This is a genomic window from Pseudomonas sp. 3B-A001-10F (assembly GCF_056313565.1).
This window is the reverse complement of sequence record NZ_JBQYFW010000018.1, coordinates 1-17,752: the sequence shown is the minus strand read 5'-3', so window position 1 is coordinate 17,752 and position 17,752 is coordinate 1. Positions and strand designations below refer to the sequence as shown.

17 protein-coding genes and 2 pseudogenes are annotated in these 17,752 nt (G+C 57.8%); 6 read left to right on the top strand and 13 right to left on the bottom strand.

Going from position 1 to position 17,752, the window contains the following annotated elements; genetic code table 11:
• Positions 1–23: 23 nt before the first annotated feature.
• Positions 24–725 (top strand): hypothetical protein, encoded by a 702-nt coding sequence (locus AC0ZWN_RS17400; protein ID WP_007949995.1) that lies wholly within the window; start codon positions 24–26, stop codon positions 723–725.
• Positions 726–1,156: 431 nt separating this feature from the next.
• Here AC0ZWN_RS17400 and AC0ZWN_RS17395 read toward each other — a convergent pair whose 3' ends face one another.
• The 8 genes from AC0ZWN_RS17395 to hmpA all read right to left on the bottom strand — a co-directional run bounded on the left by AC0ZWN_RS17395 (position 1,157) and on the right by hmpA (position 9,624).
• Entirely contained in the window at positions 1,157–1,648 is a 492-nt protein-coding gene (locus AC0ZWN_RS17395; protein ID WP_007916938.1) for a RidA family protein, read from the bottom strand.
• Between the two features lie 387 nt (positions 1,649–2,035).
• Positions 2,036–2,923, bottom strand: a complete 888-nt coding sequence (cyoE, locus tag AC0ZWN_RS17390; RefSeq protein WP_007916939.1) for a heme o synthase — start codon at positions 2,921–2,923, stop codon at positions 2,036–2,038.
• A gap of 11 nt (positions 2,924–2,934) precedes the next feature.
• Entirely contained in the window at positions 2,935–3,270 is a 336-nt protein-coding gene (gene cyoD / locus AC0ZWN_RS17385) for a cytochrome o ubiquinol oxidase subunit IV (protein WP_007916940.1), read from the bottom strand.
• On the bottom strand, positions 3,270–3,893 hold the full coding sequence (gene cyoC / locus AC0ZWN_RS17380) for a cytochrome o ubiquinol oxidase subunit III (RefSeq protein WP_034156084.1): 624 nt from the start codon (positions 3,891–3,893) through the stop codon (positions 3,270–3,272). The genes cyoD and cyoC overlap by 1 nt, the downstream gene beginning before the upstream one ends.
• A 3-nt stretch (positions 3,894–3,896) precedes the next feature.
• Positions 3,897–5,927 carry a cytochrome o ubiquinol oxidase subunit I gene (cyoB, locus tag AC0ZWN_RS17375; RefSeq protein WP_007916945.1) on the bottom strand — a complete coding sequence of 677 codons (2,031 nt, stop codon included), beginning with the start codon at positions 5,925–5,927 and terminating at the stop codon, positions 3,897–3,899.
• Positions 5,928–5,930: 3 nt separating this feature from the next.
• Positions 5,931–6,872, bottom strand: coding sequence for a ubiquinol oxidase subunit II (gene cyoA, locus AC0ZWN_RS17370; protein WP_007916947.1), 942 nt, complete (start codon positions 6,870–6,872; stop codon positions 5,931–5,933).
• Positions 6,873–7,697: 825 nt separating this feature from the next.
• Entirely contained in the window at positions 7,698–8,207 is a 510-nt protein-coding gene (locus tag AC0ZWN_RS17365; protein WP_034156083.1) for a disulfide bond formation protein B, read from the bottom strand.
• A 235-nt stretch (positions 8,208–8,442) separates the two neighbouring features.
• Complete coding sequence (gene hmpA / locus AC0ZWN_RS17360) at positions 8,443–9,624, bottom strand: NO-inducible flavohemoprotein (protein ID WP_476335873.1); 1,182 nt, start codon at positions 9,622–9,624, stop codon at positions 8,443–8,445.
• Between the two features lie 164 nt (positions 9,625–9,788).
• Here hmpA and norR point away from each other — a divergent pair, with 164 nt between their 5' ends.
• The 5 genes and pseudogenes from norR to AC0ZWN_RS17335 all read left to right on the top strand — a co-directional run bounded on the left by norR (position 9,789) and on the right by AC0ZWN_RS17335 (position 14,286).
• Positions 9,789–11,348 carry a nitric oxide reductase transcriptional regulator NorR gene (gene norR, locus AC0ZWN_RS17355; RefSeq protein ID WP_476335872.1) on the top strand — a complete coding sequence of 520 codons (1,560 nt, stop codon included), beginning with the start codon at positions 9,789–9,791 and terminating at the stop codon, positions 11,346–11,348.
• Between the two features lie 312 nt (positions 11,349–11,660).
• Positions 11,661–12,563: a chemotaxis protein CheV gene (locus tag AC0ZWN_RS17350; protein WP_008084803.1), complete on the top strand. Its 903-nt coding sequence runs from the start codon at positions 11,661–11,663 to the stop codon at positions 12,561–12,563.
• Between the two features lie 27 nt (positions 12,564–12,590).
• Positions 12,591–13,046: pseudogene (locus AC0ZWN_RS17345) on the top strand (GNAT family N-acetyltransferase); the annotation flags it as partial.
• A gap of 80 nt (positions 13,047–13,126) precedes the next feature.
• A complete protein-coding gene (locus AC0ZWN_RS17340; RefSeq protein WP_476335871.1) occupies positions 13,127–13,453 on the top strand; it encodes a hypothetical protein in 327 nt (108 codons plus the stop codon).
• A gap of 83 nt (positions 13,454–13,536) precedes the next feature.
• Positions 13,537–14,286 (top strand): YkgJ family cysteine cluster protein, encoded by a 750-nt coding sequence (locus tag AC0ZWN_RS17335; protein WP_476335870.1) that lies wholly within the window; start codon positions 13,537–13,539, stop codon positions 14,284–14,286.
• A gap of 175 nt (positions 14,287–14,461) precedes the next feature.
• On the opposite strand, the gene AC0ZWN_RS17330 is transcribed toward AC0ZWN_RS17335, so the two are convergent.
• The 5 genes and pseudogenes from AC0ZWN_RS17330 to AC0ZWN_RS17310 all read right to left on the bottom strand — a co-directional run bounded on the left by AC0ZWN_RS17330 (position 14,462) and on the right by AC0ZWN_RS17310 (position 16,811).
• A complete protein-coding gene (locus tag AC0ZWN_RS17330) occupies positions 14,462–14,701 on the bottom strand; it encodes a hypothetical protein (RefSeq protein ID WP_038362870.1) in 240 nt (79 codons plus the stop codon).
• Between the two features lie 111 nt (positions 14,702–14,812).
• Entirely contained in the window at positions 14,813–15,118 is a 306-nt protein-coding gene (locus tag AC0ZWN_RS17325) for a type 1 fimbrial protein (RefSeq protein WP_476335869.1), read from the bottom strand.
• A 129-nt stretch (positions 15,119–15,247) separates the two neighbouring features.
• Positions 15,248–15,666 (bottom strand): annotated as a pseudogene (locus AC0ZWN_RS17320) (hypothetical protein).
• Positions 15,629–16,258 (bottom strand): nucleotidyltransferase domain-containing protein, encoded by a 630-nt coding sequence (locus tag AC0ZWN_RS17315; RefSeq protein ID WP_476335867.1) that lies wholly within the window; start codon positions 16,256–16,258, stop codon positions 15,629–15,631. The pseudogene AC0ZWN_RS17320 and the gene AC0ZWN_RS17315 overlap by 38 nt, the downstream one beginning before the upstream one ends.
• Before the next feature lie 193 nt (positions 16,259–16,451).
• Positions 16,452–16,811, bottom strand: coding sequence for a DUF6124 family protein (locus AC0ZWN_RS17310; protein WP_476335865.1), 360 nt, complete (start codon positions 16,809–16,811; stop codon positions 16,452–16,454).
• Positions 16,812–17,752: the final 941 nt, after the last annotated feature.

The following is a 17,752-nucleotide window of genomic DNA, read 5'->3' as shown; positions in this document are numbered from 1 at the left end:
AGTTAAAAAGTAGTGAAATTTCAATGTCCGATTTCAACACCGCTGAATCCGTAGTCACCGAATCGTCCAAAGCGGAATACGAAAACTCCATCAATCTTTCACAACACCTGCCACAAGCCAAAATCATCAGCGAGATGGTCCTGGACGCGTTCCAGTCGACCCGCGAAAGCGACCAGATCCGCGAACTGCGCGCGGCGATCCGTCAGGCTCACGACAGCTTCGATGACGACAAGGCCTACGAGCTGATGGGCGAACTCAAGGCGCTGAAAGACGCTGAAGCGGCGGACCTTGCCGCCCTTGAAGACCTCAGCAGCAAGTTCTCGATCGGCCGCATTCTGTCCAGCTTCAAGGACGATCCGGCGTTCCAGGAAATCGTTTATGGCCTGGCCCTCAAGGTGCTGAACCAGACCCACCAGGCAATCAGCAACCCGAGCGGCGGCAAGAGCAAAGCGGCGAAGAAGAAAGAAGTCGAAATCTTCACCATCAGCAAGGACGGCATCAGCGTGACCTTGCCACTGCGCACACCACGCTCGCGCCTGAACGTTGACCGTGCAGCGCTGGAGTTCCTCGGTTTCACCTTCGTCGGTGAAGGTGAGGAAGCGGAACTGGAAAGCGAAGTCTTCGTTGATAATGCGGGTACAGAGCAGGCAGTGAACCGCAAGAACATCATCACCGCATTGCAACAGCAGACTGCGTTTGATGGCTATAGCATCGCCGCGCAGTAATCCGCAGCGGTGTACGAAAAAGCCCTGCACTGAGATTCAGTGCAGGGCTTTTTGGTTTTCGGCTGGGGATTAGTGGAATGGCGTAAATCCCATCCCCTCATCGGAACGCCGCCCGCCCAGCCCTCTCCCGAGGGAGAGGGAGCCGATCGTGAGATATTCAAGAGATGCACCGAAATGAAAGTGCTGTGCCGAATCCACAATCGCCTCAATCTCTCAGGTCGATGTATAGCGCAAGACACCTCGGTCAGTCCCTTATCCCGAGGGAGAGGGAGCCGATTTGCGGATATTGTGGAAGTTCGCCGAAATGAAAGTGCTGTGCCGAATCCACTATCGCCCCGGTCTCTCAGGTCGACGTATAGCGGAAGACACCTCGGTCAGTCCCCTCTCCCTCTGGGAGAGGGCTAGGGTGAGGGCAAGCCGTCAAACCACCCTCAAGCCGAAGGATGCAACGCTACAATCATGTCCACTTCAATCGCTGCGTTCTTCGGCAACTGATACACACCGACCGTGGTGCGCGTGTGCCGGCCGGCATCACCGAGCACATGACTGAACACGTCCGACGCACCGTTGGCGACTTCGCTCAGATCAACGAAGTCCGGCGTCGACTTCACGTAAACAGTGACCCGCAACAACGCCTTGATCTTGTCCAGCGAACCGACGGCATCGACGATCAGCGCCAGGCAACGCATCGCACTGATGCTCGCGGCGGCTTGCGCATCCTTGAGGGTCAACTCCAGTCCGACGCGACCCGGATACTGAATCTTGCCGTTAGTGCGCGGCACCATGCCGCTGATGTACAGCTCATCATGATGACGGATCAGCGGCGCGTAATTGCCGCCGGCGGTGTTCTCACCATAGATGTCGTAGTTCAGCTCTTGGGCCAGGGCAATAAAACGCTCGTCGCAGGTCATCCTCTCAGTCATTTCGCCCAGCCTTTTGATCAGTGCATGAAGAAGCTCGAATCACGGCAGTAAAACACCGAAAAATGGCTTGGTGCTATCACTGTCGGGGTTGGATCCAAATCTAGGGGTTTTGAACTCCACTCGCAACCCTCACCCTAGCCCTCTCCCAGAGGGAGAGGGAACTAATTGCGGGATATTGACGAGATACACCGACCTGAAAGCGCTCTACCGAATCCAGAATCGCCAAGATTCTTCAGGTCGACGGCGGATTCAAGACAACTCGGTCGGCCCCCTCTCCCTCTGGGAGAGGGCTGGGCGGGCGGCGTTCCGATGAGGGGCTTTACGCTAGGCAACAAAAAAACCCGCACATCTCTCAATGTGCGGGGTTTTTCGTCCAGCCTTTAAACCTTACGGCGCGTACGTCAGCAGCAGTTCTGCGGGCACCTTGAAGTCCAGGGACATCATGACGCTCAACGCAGTGATGGTGAAGATCGAGAACACGAACAGCTTGCGTGCCCAGACCGTGTCATCCACTGCCTTGTAGCCGGTCCAGGCCATGTACAACCAGTACATGCCCATGGCCGCAGCCACCGCGAGATAGCTCATGCCAGCGTAACCGCTGAAGGTCAGCATCAAGGTCGCTACGAGGAACGCCAGGATGTAGAGCAGGATGTGCTTCTTGGCCACTTGGATCCCGCGCTTCACTGGCAACACCGGAATCGATGCGGCCAGGTAATCGTTGAAGCGGAAGATCGCGATGGCGTAGGAATGCGGCATCTGCCACAGGCTGAACATCACCAGCAACGTCAGCGCGGCCATGTCGAAGCTGTTGGTTACGGCAACGTAACCGATCACTGGCGGCATGGCGCCCGACAGACTGCCCACCAGCGTGCCGTGAACCGACTTGCGCTTGAGGTACAGGCTGTAGAAGCCGACGTAGATGATGAAGCCGATCACCGCGAACAAAGCGGCCAACGGGTTGGCCACCTTGTACAACAACGCAACGCCGAGAACACCAAGGATGGTCGCGTAGACCAGGGCCAGTTTCAGGGAGATCAAGCCCTGCACCAGCACCCGGTTTTTAGTGCGTTCCATCTTCAGGTCGATGTCGCGGTCGATGCAGTTGTTGAACACGCAACCGGAGGCAACAACCAGGGATGTACCGATCATGGCAGCCAGAAACACCGCCAGATCCACATGCCCTTTCGAGGCCAGGAAAAACCCGCCTGCCACAGAAAGCACGTTACCGAAAATGATCCCCGGTTTGGTGATTTGGATAAAGTGCTTGAGCGACATCGGGTCTTACCTCACTTCGCCATCATGTAGGTGTGGATGCTGAACATGATCCACAACGACAGGCCAACCAGCAGCACGATCACGATCGCCGTAAAGACGAATGCAATCACGTTGTTACGCTGAGCAATGGAACGGTCCAGGTGCAGGAAGTAATACAGGTGAACAATCACCTGGATTACTGCGAACAGCAGAACGATTGCCAGCGTGGTGGCCTTCGGCAGGCTCGGGTACATCACCAGACCGAATGGAATCACGGTCAGGATCACCGACAGGATGAAGCCAATGGCGTACGACTTTACGCTGCCGTGGCCAGCATCATGGCTGTCATGGGAGTGTGCATTAGCCATTACAGAGTCCCCATCAGGTAAACAACGGTGAATACGCAGATCCACACCACGTCCAGGAAGTGCCAGAACAGGCTCAGGCAGCTCAGACGGGTCTTGTTGGTCGCCGTCAGGCCGTGCTTGTTGACCTGGTACATCATGATGCCCATCCAGATCAGACCCGCAGATACGTGCAGACCGTGGGTACCAACCAGGGTGAAGAACGCGGACAGGAAGCCCGAACGGCTAGGACCGAAGCCCTCGGAGATCAGCAGGTGGAACTCGTTGATCTCCATGGCGATAAAGCCTGCGCCCAGCAGGAAGGTCATGAACAACCAACCCAGAACCTGCTGCTTCTTGCCTTTGAACAACGCCAGCATGGCGAAGCCGTAGGTGATCGAACTGAACAACAGCAGAGCGGTTTCGCCCAGCACGTATGGCAGTTCGAAGATGTCGTGGCCCGACGGGCCACCGGCAACGTTGTTTACCAGTACTGCGTACACCGCGAAGATCGACGCAAACAGAATGCAGTCGGTCATCAGGTAGAGCCAGAAACCGTAAACGGTCATCTCGCCCGAGTCGTGGTGATGGTCATCGTGCCCATGGTCACCATGGGCGTGTCCAACATTGGTCACTAAGTTCGACATGGTTTAAGCCTGTTCCAACGAGGTTTCAACACGGGTGGCACCGGCCGGGATTTTCCCTGCCGCAACCAGACGCTTGTGCTGCTCGGCTTCGATACGCTCGATCGTTTCAACCGGAACCATATAGCCCTGGTCGTCACGTGCAGCGTGGATCACGAAGTAGATGACGGTGCCGGCCAGGCTGGCGATTGCCAACCACCAGATGTGCCAGATCATCGCGAAACCGAAGACGGTCAACAGTGCGCCCATCACCACGCCAGTGGCGGTGTTGTTCGGCATGTGGATCGGCTCGTACTTGGCCGGACGCTGGTACGCAGTACCGTTTTCCTTGGCTTCGGTGAACGGGTCGATGCAGTCAGCCTTAGGCAGCACGGCAAAGTTGTAGAACGGCGGTGGCGACGAGGTCGACCATTCCAGGGTGTGAGCATTCCACGGGTCACCGTGATCGCAAACGTTCTCTGGCTTGTTACGGTCACGCACGCTCACATAGAGCTGGATCAGCTGGCAGGCGATACCGACAGCGATCATCACCGCACCGAACATGGCAACGTACAGGTACGGTACCCACTCAGGGTTGGTGGTGGCGTTCAGACGACGGGTCATGCCCATGAAGCCCAGTGCATAGAGCGGCATGAACGCGACAAAGAAGCCCGAGATCCAGAACCAGAACGCTGCTTTACCCCAGCCTTCGTGCAGCTTGAAGCCGAACGCTTTCGGGAAGTAGAACGCGAAACCAGCGATGTAACCGAATACCGCACCGCCGATGATCACGTTATGGAAGTGCGCGATCACGAACAGGCTGTTGTGCAGAACGAAGTCAGCACCCGGGATGGCCAGCAGTACGCCGGTCATGCCGCCGATGGCGAAGGTCACCATGAAGCCCAGAGTCCACAGAACCTGGCTGGTGAAGCGCAGACGGCCCTGGTAGATGGTGAACAGCCAGTTGAATAGCTTCACACCCGTCGGGATGGAAATCAGCATCGTCGCCAGACCGAAGAAGGCGTTGACGCTGGCACCCGAACCCATGGTGAAGAAGTGGTGCAGCCAAACCATGAAGCCCAGTACCGAGATCGCGCCCGAGGCGTAGATCATCGAGTGGTGGCCGAACAGTTTCTTGCCGGTGAACGCCGAGATCACTTCCGAGAAGATGCCGAATGCCGGCAGGATCAGGATGTAAACCTCAGGGTGGCCCCACGCCCAGAACAGGTTGACGTACATCATTGGATTGCCACCAAGTTCATTGGTGAAAATGTGGAAATCCATGTAACGGTCAAGGGTCAGCAGTGCCAGGGTAGCGGTCAGGATCGGGAACGAAGCCACGATCAGAACGTTTGCCCAGGTGCAGGTCCAGGTGAAGATCGGCATGTCCATCAGTTTCATGCCAGGGGTACGCATTTTCAGTACGGTCGCGAGGAAGTTGACCCCCGTTAGCGTCGTACCTAACCCGGATAGCTGTAGCGCCCAGATGTAGTAGTCCATGCCCACGCCAGGGCTGTATTGCAGACCCGACAATGGTGGATAGGCAACCCAACCGGTCTTGGCGAACTCGCCGACGCCCAGGGACAGGTTGATCAGCACTACGCCGGATACCAGCAGCCAGAAGCTCAGGGAGTTCAGGAACGGGAACGCAACGTCACGCGCGCCGATCTGCAGCGGCACTGCAAGGTTCATCAGGCCGGTGAAGAATGGCATCGCCATGAAGATGATCATGATCACACCGTGAGCGGTGAAGATCTGGTCATAGTGTTCAGGTGGCAGGTAGCCAGGCGAACCCTCGGTGGCCATGGCCAACTGGGTACGCATCATGATGGCGTCGGCAAAACCGCGCAGCAGCATGACCATGGCGACGATGATGTACATCACGCCGATTTTCTTGTGGTCGACCGAGGTCAACCACTCGGTCCACAAGTAGGTCCACTTCTTGAAGTAGGTGATTGCAGCGAACAGCGCCAGACCACCGAGGGCGATCATGGCGATGGTCACCATCACGATCGGCTCGTGGAATGGGACTGCTTCCCAACTTAATTTACCAAACATCGTTTACTCCTCTGCCCCGGCAGCTGAATGCGAACTCGAGTCAATTTCCGTGGCCGCCACTTCTTTCTCTTTCTTCTCGTGCTTCAGCGGCTTGCCCGGCTTCATACCTTCGTACTTGTCGACGATGATCTGGAACTGGTTCGGCGTGACCGAGGAGTAGAGCTCGACTGGGTTGTTCTGGCTCGGTTTGGCAAGGGCCGCGTATTCAGCTTGATCAAGCTGTTTAGGTGACTTCTTGACTTCACTTACCCAGGCGTCGAAATCTTCCTGAGTGGTGGAGATAGCCTTGAATTTCATACCGGTGAAACCCGCGCCGCTGTAGTTGGCGGAGATACCGTCCATTTCAGCGTTGCGGTCAGCGATCAGGTGCAGCTTGGTCTGCATGCCCGCCATCGCGTAGATCTGGCCGCCCAGACCCGGGATGAAGAACGAGTTCATCACAGCGTCAGAGGTGATCTTGAAGTTGATTGGCGTGTGCGCCGGGAACACGATCTTGTTGACCGTGGCGATGCCTTGTTCCGGGTAGATGAACAGCCACTTCCAGTCCAGCGCAACGACTTCGATGGTCACTGGCTTGACGTCGGATTGAATCGGACGATACGGGTCCAGTTCGTGGGTCGAAATGTAGGTGATGTAACCCAGGGCAATAATGATCAGGACCGGGATGGTCCAGACTGCCACTTCGATTTTGGTCGAGTGCGACCATTTCGGGGTGTAGACGGCGTTCTTGTTCGACGCGCGGTACTTCCAGGCGAACAGGAAGGTCATGACGATAACCGGCACAACGACCAACAGCATCAGCAGGGTCGCGGTGATGATCAGGTTTCGCTGTTCCAGGCCAACCTGGCCCGTTGGATTGAGCAAGGTCATGTTGCAGCCTCCCAGCAACAACGTGCCGAGCAGCGGCACTAGGCCTAGTAATCTGGGGTACCTGTTTTTACTCATCTCACGACCTCTAAAGCAGCTTGCGCAATGCAGTTGGGTTTTGATCGCCAACACTTCACCCTGCCAAGGGTTGGCATTTTCTTTGGATTGAATAAGGGCCGCCCGTCGCGCGTCAGACGCTCGACAAAACCTGGGACAGCGGTCAGTTCTTATTCGAATTCGTGGTCAAAGGCCTTGTTACAGACCAATTCCATTTGGTGCGGAAAGTTGGAAGGCACCGACACCTGGGTGTCTTGAAAGCCTTTCGACTCACTCGACACCCGACTTCCTGCTCGCCTCCTTAATAAAGGCTGAACAGTGCCGGGAATTCAGTGCGGGCGATTGTAGATAGGTAGCGCCCTATACACCATGTCTTATCCCGAAATAATTTTTATCCGTTCGAGCAACAATGCATCGCCATTTTTGCAAAAGTTCCACATGTTATCGAAATAGATTCTCAACAAAAACACCAAAAAATGTAGGTGTACCCGCGTCAGTTCAGACAGCTCCGAAGGCTATTTCCGAACGCTGGAACAGCGCAAAGCCCGATAACCCAAGGCTTTTGGCCATATACCCGCGCTTGTTAAAACTGCCTGCTCTGGCACTCGCGTGCTAAAGCCGAAAAACCCCGAAACTGACCAATCCTTTTTTGTAACAACGGCCGAATCCGCGTCACTCAAGAGCCCTGCGACACGGCGCGTGTGACAACATGTCGCACACTTGCCACACCCTTCCTTGCCACCCGTCACGGTGTCTTCACAAACACCGTGAAAAGCAAAACGCCCCGATTGGCTGATCCGCAAATCGAGGCGTTTTCTGTATCGGCCAGACAGCCGATTAGTTGACTCAGCGCAGTGCTTTTCGGTTACGCGAGGTCAGCAACGGCACCAGGATCACCACCAGCACAAACGCCACCAGTGCCCATTGTGCCAACGACAAGCCAAGGATCGGCGGGTACGGCGTCGAGCAGAAACCGTCAACCTGGAAGCCCAGCGGGAAGATCTTCGCCAGCGGCAGATCATCGACAATCGGCTGCAGCACATCGATGCCGCAACTCACCGCCGGATAGAACTGGGTGTACACGTGATGTCCGGCCACACCGGCCCCGGCAATCGCACAAATCACCACCAGCACCTCGAACACGGTGATGCTGCGACGGCTGCGCATGGCCGCGCCGATGAACGCGAACAGCGCGATCAGCAGCAACGCATAGCGCTGCAAGATGCACAGCGGGCACGGCGCTTCGCCGAGCACGATCTGCATATATAGAGCGCCACCGATCAGCGCCAGGCAGATGATCCCCAACAGCACCAGAAAGCGCCGCTCACGGCCCAACCGAATCGTTTCCTCGCTCATCGCGTTTCCCTTTTATGTCCATGGTTCAACCGGCTCGCGGCTGAAGGTTGTCGCAAGTCTACACCGGGGGAATAAACGATAAAGCGGTTAAGCAACCATTAACCTTGGATCATGTTTCACAAATTCAGACCGCATAACGGCCTTCGCGAGCAAGCTCGCTCCCACATTGGATCTGCGTCAAATAAAGATCCTGTGGGAGCGAGCTTGCTCGCGAAGGGGGCGACTCGGTCTTAAATCATTCCAAAGCCGAAGCCGGCCCGAAGAACTCATAACGGCTTTGTTTCTCCGGCACACCCAGCGCTTTCAAATGCCGCTTGATCGCCCCCATGAAACCCCTCGGCCCAAGGAAGTAGGCGTCGACATCACGCTGCTGCGGCAACCACTCGCCAAGCTGTGCCTGATCCAGGATCCCGACCTTGTCCGCTGCCGGACTCACACCGTCATCCTCGGCATAGCAGTAAAAACGCTTGAGTTGCGGATGACGTTCAGCCAGCTCATCAATCCAGCCGCGGAACGCATGCACGCTGCCATTGCGCGCGCAGTGGATAAAGTGCACCGGACGCTCGGTTTCCAGCGCGGCTTCAAGCATCGCCAGAGTTGGCGTGATGCCGACGCCGCCGCTGATCAACACCAACGGCTTGTCGCTCGCGGTCAAAGTGAACTCACCCGATGGCGGGAACAACTGGATGCTCGCGCCGACCTGCAGTTGATCGTGCAAGTGATTGGAGGCACGACCACCCGGTTCGCGTTTGACGCTGATGCGGTACTGACCGTTGTTCGCCAGTGCCGACAGCGAGTAGTTGCGGCGGATTTCTTCGCCATCGAGGATCAGCTTCATGCCGATGTATTGACCCGGTTCGGCCGCGAGAATCGGGCCTTTGTCTGCCGGCTCAAAGTAGAACGAAATGATTTCCGCGCTCTCCTCGACCCTGGCCGCGACGATGAACTCACGCGCCCCGCGCCAGCCGCCGACGGCTTGTTCTTTCTGGTCATAGATCGCGGTTTCGGCGCCGATCAGAATGTCCGCCAGTTGACCGTACGCCGCGCCCCACGCGCTCATCACTTCTGGCGTGGCAATCTCTTCGCCGAGCACTTCGGAAATAGCGCGGAGCAGACAGGCACCGACAATCGGGTAGTGTTCCGGGAGGATCTGCAGGGCCACGTGCTTGTTGATGATCTTCGCCACCAGATCACCCAACTGGTCGAGCTGATCGATGTGCCGCGCGTACATCAACACGCCGTTGGCCAAGGCGCGCGGCTGGTCACCGCTGGCCTGGTGGGCCTGGTTGAACAGCGGCCGGACCTCAGGGTATTCAGAGAGCATCATGCGGTAGAAGTGAGTGATCAGCGCTTCACCGCCGCTTTCCAGCAGAGGCACGGTGGATTTAACGATGGCACGATCCTGAACGCTAAGCATAAGGTTGACTCCTGAGCTTTTTTGAAAAGTTGCCTTGGGGTTATCAGGTTTCGTGCCAACTTATTTATCCATATAAATCAACAGCTTGAGAATAACGTAGTCATAAAGACTCAAAGACCCTTATAGTCATCCCGACTACATCTTGTCTCTTTGACTACAAGACCATGACCGCCAAATCCCTGCTCACCGCCCTATTGCCACTCGTCTCCGACCTGTCCCGCGAATTGCCCGAGGGCGAGCGTTATCGACGCCTGCTCGAAGCCATGCGCGCCCTGCTGCCCTGCGATGCAGCGGCATTGTTGCGTCTCGACGGTGAATCGCTGGTGCCGCTGGCCGTGGACGGTTTAAGTACGGACACCCTCGGTCGGCGCTTCAAGGTCAGCGAGCACCCGCGTTTCGAAATTCTCCTCAGCGGTGCCGGACCCACGCGATTCGCCGCCGATAGCGACTTGCCCGATCCTTATGACGGTTTGGTCGACGGCCTCGACGAGCATCTGGAGGTTCACGATTGCCTCGGCTGTCCTTTATTTGTCGATGAAAAACTCTGGGGCCTGATCACCCTCGACGCCCTCGACCCCGAGCGTTTCGAACCGATCGAACTCGACGCCCTGCAAGCCTTCGCCAGCCTCGCCTCGGCCACGGTCAACGCCGCCGAACGTATAGAACGTCTGGCCAATCGCGCAGAAGACGAGCACCAGCGCGCCGAAGTTTATCGTCAGGCCAGCGGCCAGCAGAACCGCGAAATGATCGGCCAGAGCAAGGCGCTGAAAAAACTGGTGGAGGAAATCAATCTGGTCGGCGGCAGCGATCTGACGGTGTTGATCACCGGGGAAACCGGCGTCGGCAAAGAACTGGTCGCCCAAGCGATTCACGCCGCCTCGCCCCGTGCCGAAAAACCAATCATCAGCCTCAACTGCGCCGCGCTGCCCGACACGCTGGTAGAAAGCGAACTGTTCGGCCACGTGCGCGGTGCCTTCACCGGCGCCACCAGCGACCGACGCGGCAAGTTCGAACTGGCTAATGGCGGTACGTTGTTTCTCGATGAAGTCGGTGAATTATCGCTGACCGTGCAGGCGAAATTGCTCCGCGTTTTACAGAGCGGCCAGTTGCAACGTTTGGGCTCGGACAAGGAGCATCAGGTCGATGTGCGCCTGATTGCCGCGACCAACCGCGACCTGGCCGAAGAGGTGCGCAGCGGTCGCTATCGTGCCGACTTCTACCATCGCCTCAGCGTCTACCCGTTGCGCGTGCCGGCGCTGCGTGATCGTGGCCGCGATGTGTTGCTGCTCAGTGGTTTCTTCCTCGAACAGAACCGTTCACGCATGGGCCTCAACAGCCTGCGCCTGAGCAGCGACGCCCAGGAGGCGTTGCTCGCCTACACGTGGCCGGGCAATGTGCGTGAACTGGAACACTTGATCGGGCGCAGTGCGTTGAAGGCGCTGGGCAACTGCAAGGTGCGGCCGAAGATTCTCAGTTTGAGCGCGGCGGATCTGGATTTGCCGCGCGAGGTTGTGGATAACTCGGTTGAGGCTGGTGTCGGTGTCGTGGCTGAGATGCCGTTGATCACTGGAGATTTGCGCAGTGCGACCGAGCAGTATCAGCGGCGTTTGATCAGTGCGGCGCTGGAGCGTAATCAGGATAACTGGGCGAGTGCGGCGCGGGAGTTGGGGCTGGACCGAGCCAACCTCGGCCGCATGGCCAAACGACTAGGAATGAAGAGCTAAAAGCACACCCTCACCCTAGCCCTCTCCCGGAGGGAGAGGGGACTGATTGGGAGATATTCAAGAATTCCGCCGACGTGCCCCTGCTTTGCCGAATCCATAATCGACTCGGTAGTTCAGGTCGATGTACAACGCCAGACACCGCGGTAGGCTCCCTCTCCCTCGGGGAGAGGGCTGGGGTGAGGGGCTTTGGCTTTTGATCTGCACGCCACCCGACAACTAACCTAAAGCCCACCCCTTTAACGCCGATAACCCGGCATCAATAGTTTCTGGCGATTTGCACCCTCGCCCACCACCTTTCCACAGAAGGTTCATATGTCCTCCACCAAAGCCCGCGCAGACTCACTTTCGCTTCTGCTATTTACCTTGCGCAGCGGCAAGCTGATGGCGATCAACCTGCTGAAAGTCAGTGAAATCATCCCCTGCCCGCCGCTGACCAAGCTGCCGGAGTCGCACCCGCACGTGAAAGGCATCGCCACCCTGCGCGGTGCTTCGCTGTCGGTGATCGACCTCAGCCGCGCCATCGGCGAACGCCCGCTGGAAGACCCGAACGGTGGCTGCCTGATCGTCACCGACGTCAGCCGCTCCAAGCAGGGCCTGCATGTACAAGCGGTGAGCAAAATCGTCCACTGTCTGACCACCGACATCAAACCGCCGCCGTTCGGTTCCGGCGGTTCGCGCGCCTACATCACTGGCGTGACCTCGGTGGACGGCACACTGGTGCAGGTGCTGGACATCGAAAAGGTTATCCACAGCATCGCCCCGGCGCAGATCGAAATGGCCCCGACCGACCTGACCATGGAAGACGCCGAGGTGCTCGGCAACGCACGCATCCTGGTGGTCGACGACAGCCAGGTGGCGCTGCAGCAATCGGTACACACCCTGCGCAACCTCGGCCTGCAATGCCACACCGCACGCAGTGCCAAGGAGGCCATCGACTGCCTGCTCGACCTGCAAGGCACGGCGCAGCAGATCAACCTGATCGTCTCCGACATCGAAATGTCCGAAATGGACGGTTACGCCTTCACCCGCACCCTGCGCGAGACCCCGGACTTCGCCCATTTGTACGTGCTGCTGCACACCTCGCTGGACAGCGCGATGAACAGCGAAAAAGCGCGGCTGGCCGGGGCGAACGGTGTGCTGACCAAGTTCTCCTCGCCGGAACTGACCCACTGCCTGATCGAAGCGGCCAAACACGTCGCCGCCCACGGGCACTGAGTCTTGGCCCAGAGGCATTGTTTTTTGATGCGGCGCGACCTGGGCAAGGACGCGCCGGATGCGCTTTGGCCTCAAGGCATTGAACTGTGTACGTACTCCGTCGAACTGGCGGCGGACGTGCATGACTTGATGCAACTCGGCTACCGCGAAGGTGGCGGCCGAGTGCCGGCGCTGGACGTTTGGCAGCAGCAGTTCGAGACCGATCCCGAATACGATCCATCGCTGTGCTTTATTGCCCACGATGGCGAAGGCGTGGTCGGCGTGGCGCAATGCTGGACCAGCTCGTATATCAAGAATCTGGTGGTGCATCCGCGCATGCAGGGCCGAGGATTAGGCCGGGCGTTGCTGTTCAATGCATTCAAGGTGTTTCAGCAGCGCCGGGAAGGGTTTGTTGATCTGAAAGTGCTGGAGGACAACCAGCGGGCGCAGCGCTTGTATGAAAGTGCCGGGATGTATGTGGTCCGCCGCGAGCTGGTGCCGGACTGCTCGCGAAGAGGCCAGCACAGGCAACTTCCCTTCTCAGACAGACTCAAACCTTGGCCACCCACGACCAAGGATTCCCCATGAAAACTTTCACCGCAAGCCTGCTCTGCCTCACCGCCCTCGCCTCCCAGGCGCACGCCTCCAGCCCCGACGCCTGGGCCGCCTACGACAAAACCGTACTCGCCAGTTGCAGCAAAGCCAGCGGCCTGAAAAACGCCAAACCGGTCGGCACCCCCGCACAATTCGATGACCGCGTCGGCTACACCGCCGTTCTGCTGCAAGGCCAATACCCGCAAAAACACATGAAAGGCCAGCAAGGCACCGAGCTATGCCTGTACAACAAAAAATCGAAAACCGCCTTCGTCACCGAGTGGGACTCGATCCGTCCGACCGCCAAATCCCAGTGAGTGGCGCATAACTTGCTTCGATCCAGTTCTGTGCGGTGGTTTTCCGCCACCGTTTCACACCCTGATTGAAGACAGATCGCTCAATGAATACGACGTTTTCCTGCGTAGGCTGCGGCAAATGCTGCACCGATCACCATGTCCCGCTGACCCTGACCGAAGCCCGCATGTGGGCGGCGGATGGCGGTCAGGTGATCGTGCTGGTCGAGGCATTTCTCGGTAATGGCCTGGGTTTGCCGGCGCAGCAGCGTGAACATGCCGAACGTCGCTCAGCGCTCGTTCGCAGCGGCGCGACAGACGCCCATGTGGCAATCACCTTCGCCGCTTACAACGTCGGCCCCTGCCGGAATCTTGACGAAGACAAGTTGTGCCGGATCTACGAGCGACGGCCGTTGGTGTGCCGCATTTATCCGGCAGAAATCAATCCGCATATCCCGCTCAACCCTGCCGCCAAGGATTGTCCGCCGGAGTCCTGGCAACAGGGGCCGGTGTTGATTGCCGGCGGTGAGTTGGTGGATCGGGAACTGGTGGAGTTGATTCAGCGCTCGCGCCAGGCCGATCGGGATGACATCGGCATCAAGGACGCGATCTGCGCGATGCTCGGGATTCGCACCACAGCGCTGAAGGGAGACGGGTTTACTGCGTACTTGCCGAATATGGATGCGTTTGCGGCGGTGATTGATCAGGTGACCGCGCAGCCGTTGACGACTGCACCCAGTGAGTGGGTGTTTCATCTATCGGGCGATGATGTTGCCGCGCAGATTTTGGCGGCCGGGGCGCAGGTGGTGACGGAGCCGGCGCAGACGTATGCGTTTATCTCGCTACGGGCGGCTTGATCGGGATTTTGCAAAAACCGAACTGGCCTCATCGCTGGCAAGCCAGCTCCCACAGGTATCTCGGGCGTTCACGTAATTTGTGTACGACACAGAACCCTGTGGGAGCTGGCTTGCCAGCGAAAGGTCCGGCACAGGCAGTATCAATCGCCGCGTTGAACGCAGGCGGGAATAAAACTCAGCGCTTGCCCATCGAACGACGGGTGCCCGGCGGCGCCATGCCCGGGGTCTTGGTGTGGCCGTTCTTGGCGCCGTTCTTGTACCACGGCTGGTTCGAGCCTTTGGCAGAAGCCAGCTCGCCCGGCTTGAACGGAAATTTGAACGCCGGGATATCGGCTTTGGTTTCGCTGGTATCGGCCAGTTCAGCCGAGACATCGCTCACAGCGTCGTCAACCGGCGGCAGGGTCGGGGAAGTCATAAAAGCTCCGGAAAGCAAAAAGTCGGGCCCGATCAGTGAGCCGCGAAGGCGCGCAGTATACCTGTGCGCCATGGCTCGGCACCTGAAGATTTGCAGCGCACGCCGAACGGTTTACAGGTAGGTGATGGTGACGATGCCTTTGTCGGTCGAGGTCTTCAGCGCTTCATAGCGCATGGAAATCGGCATCGACTGATGGCTACAGGCGTTGCGCTCAGTGTCGACATCGACTTTCACGCCGGGCTTGATTTCAATCTGGCGAGACTCACGAGCAGCAAACGCCCCGACCGGCCCGATCTGACAGCCCGAATCAACTATTTGCCCGGTGAAGCGGATCTCGCCGGATTGACTGGCCGGCGCGGCGAGTGCTGCGAGTGGAAGCAAGAGAAGCACATACGGCAGAGCGGTTTTCAGCTTCATTTCAAGACACTCCCGGGGTGAGCGGCCCAGAGAGATATGCGCCGCGCGCAGCCTGAGCCATACAAGCTGTATCCGCTCATAGAGGCGGATCTTTAAGAGACTAGTCAGGATCGCAAGCCGTGCAGGATGTCAGTTCATTCGTTGCTGGACGTTACTCAACAATTGCGAGGCGCTTTCCAACAACTGCGCCAGAAGCGCGTCATCCTCATCCATATACCCTTCGTATTCGCGAGATTGCGCCGCTCATGACACAACGCGAACAATCGCACCTGAACCTTGCTGATATGCGCCGTATGCACCAGACACTGAAAGACCAGATAGCGTTTATCCGATCGATAGCCACTCAATCGGAGCGCCGTCAGCGCCAACGCGTGCGCTGCGTTATAAGCCAAGTCGAAACGGCTGGAAAAAGACAAAGTAGAAGTTTGCGCATCCTTGAGCCGATCCACGGCCGAGCGCATCAAGCCCTCGCACTCCTTGCGATCCGGCGGCTCCGCTTTCAGCCCACCGCTACGTAGAAGATTCTCCAGACTCTCGTTGCTGCCCATCCTTGGACTCCAAAGGGTTTGCCCCTAACAGATCGATTTTTTCCTGCTGCACCACCCGCACGACAAAGCTGTTTCGCGCAGCCAGTTTCGCCGCCCAGTCTTGCGGGGTGTAAAGCGTCGGGTTGATGGGACGACCCAATTGCTCCTCCATGGGCATGAGCCGTTCCATGACGTCACTGTAGTGCAGGCCTTCGCCGATCAGCATGAGATCAATGTCACTGAGTGTGTTTGCTGTGTCCTTGGCGATGGAGCCATAGACAAACGCCCAAGTAATCTGCTCGGTAAAGGGCTGCAATGCCTGACGCAGAGGCTCGGCGATGCCAAACGTCTTGCGGGCGATGCCCAGTAGTTCGGCATAGATGGGACAGGCGGAATTGGCCTGGTAATGGTTCTGATTGCCCACCCTTGTCATGCGCAACACACCGGCTCGCTGCAGACGGTCGAGTTCACGCATGAGACTGCCTTTGCCAACACGCGCCCAGCGCACGATCTCATTGGCATAGAAAGTCTGGTCAGGCTTGCCGAACAGCAGACCCAACACTTTTTGTTGAGTGGTGGTAAATAGCGCTTCGCTTAGAGAGATAGTTTCCACTGTGAAGGCCAAAGAGTCCCAAAAAGGGAACGATAGGTCCCTTTTTGGGACTTATCAACCTTACGAATATTTCCAGAGACAGCGGCCACAAAACAATCGCCATCGCAAACAGGCTCACACCTACATTTGGATTGCGGTCCCCTTGTAGGAGCGAGCCTGCTTGCGAAGAACGATAACGCGGTGCTCAGACGGATTACGTTTGCGGATCAACCCGATCCAGCGCCCGGTTTACCGCCAGCTCGGCGAGCATGACGATCTGCTGGATCGCCAGCGCCGTACTGCGCTGCGGGCGACTGAGCTGATCAGCCAGATCACCGGCCATGACATTGGCTGAAGCCAGCGATTCGCAGGCGTGGGCGAGCAGGCTTTCGGTGTCGATGTTCGGGTGGATGAGGAACATCGTACTGGGCTGACGCGGCTGGACCGGTTCGGGGCAGAGGTAGAAATCGAGGGCGCGCTTGATGGCTTCGCGGGTTTTGATCTGGTCGTCGGCGCGGATGGCGTCTTCGAGTGGGGTTGTTTCGATGGGGGGATCGGGTACGGGCTTAGTCATGGAATCGGTTCTCACTGATCGGAGCCGACCAATTGCCGTTTCTCACGCGACGAATTGGGTGGCAGCTATGTGCAGGGTGAGAAACCGGGCAAGAACCACCACCTCCGGCCGGACCGAAGTCCGCCCGCACACAGCCGCCATAGAAATGCAGGCAGCAATGAACTGGCGGCAATTATGACGATACTGCTGGTGGAATAATACTTAACCCGGGTTCTCACACCCGATCGCCGAGTTTTCGGCGACAACCAAAGACTAGAGAGCGCACGTCCGACGGACAACCTGAAAAGTTTGTGGGAAGGTTCTGGTTATTTGACACAAATTTAAACAGCCAAAAGCCAACCCTCACCCTAGCCCTCCCGAAACGTCGGACCGCCCGGAGGGAGAGGGGACTGACCGTGGTGTTTGGCAGAGCTACGCCGACGTGCGATACCGTGTTGAACTCAGGTTTTGAAACAGATCAAAAGCCCCTCACCCTAGCCCTCTCCCGGAGAGAGAGTGGACTGACCGAGTTGTTTGGGAGAGCTACGCCGACGTGCAATATCGAGTCGAACTCAGATTCTGAAACAGATCAAAAGCCCCTCACCCTAACCCTCTCCCGGAGGGAGAGGGGACTGACCGAGTTGTTTGGTAGAACTACGCCGACGTGCAATTCCGCGTTGAACTCAGATTCTGAAAGGCCCACAAATCGGCTCCCTCTCCTCGGGGAGAGGGCTGGGGTGAGGGGCGAGTCCACCACAAACCCAAAGCCGAACACCCGCTTTTCACCACTCAATAGGCCGAGTGTCAGCTCGCCTGCTCTTGATCTTGATCCACGGGCGACGTCGGAAGGCTGAGCGGAGGGATTGATCCGGGCGTGGGAGCGCAGCGACCGTTTGGCGCAGCCAAACACAGCGAGAGGAGGTGCAGCGAAGCAAACCGTAGGCGCTGCGCCCGGATCGATC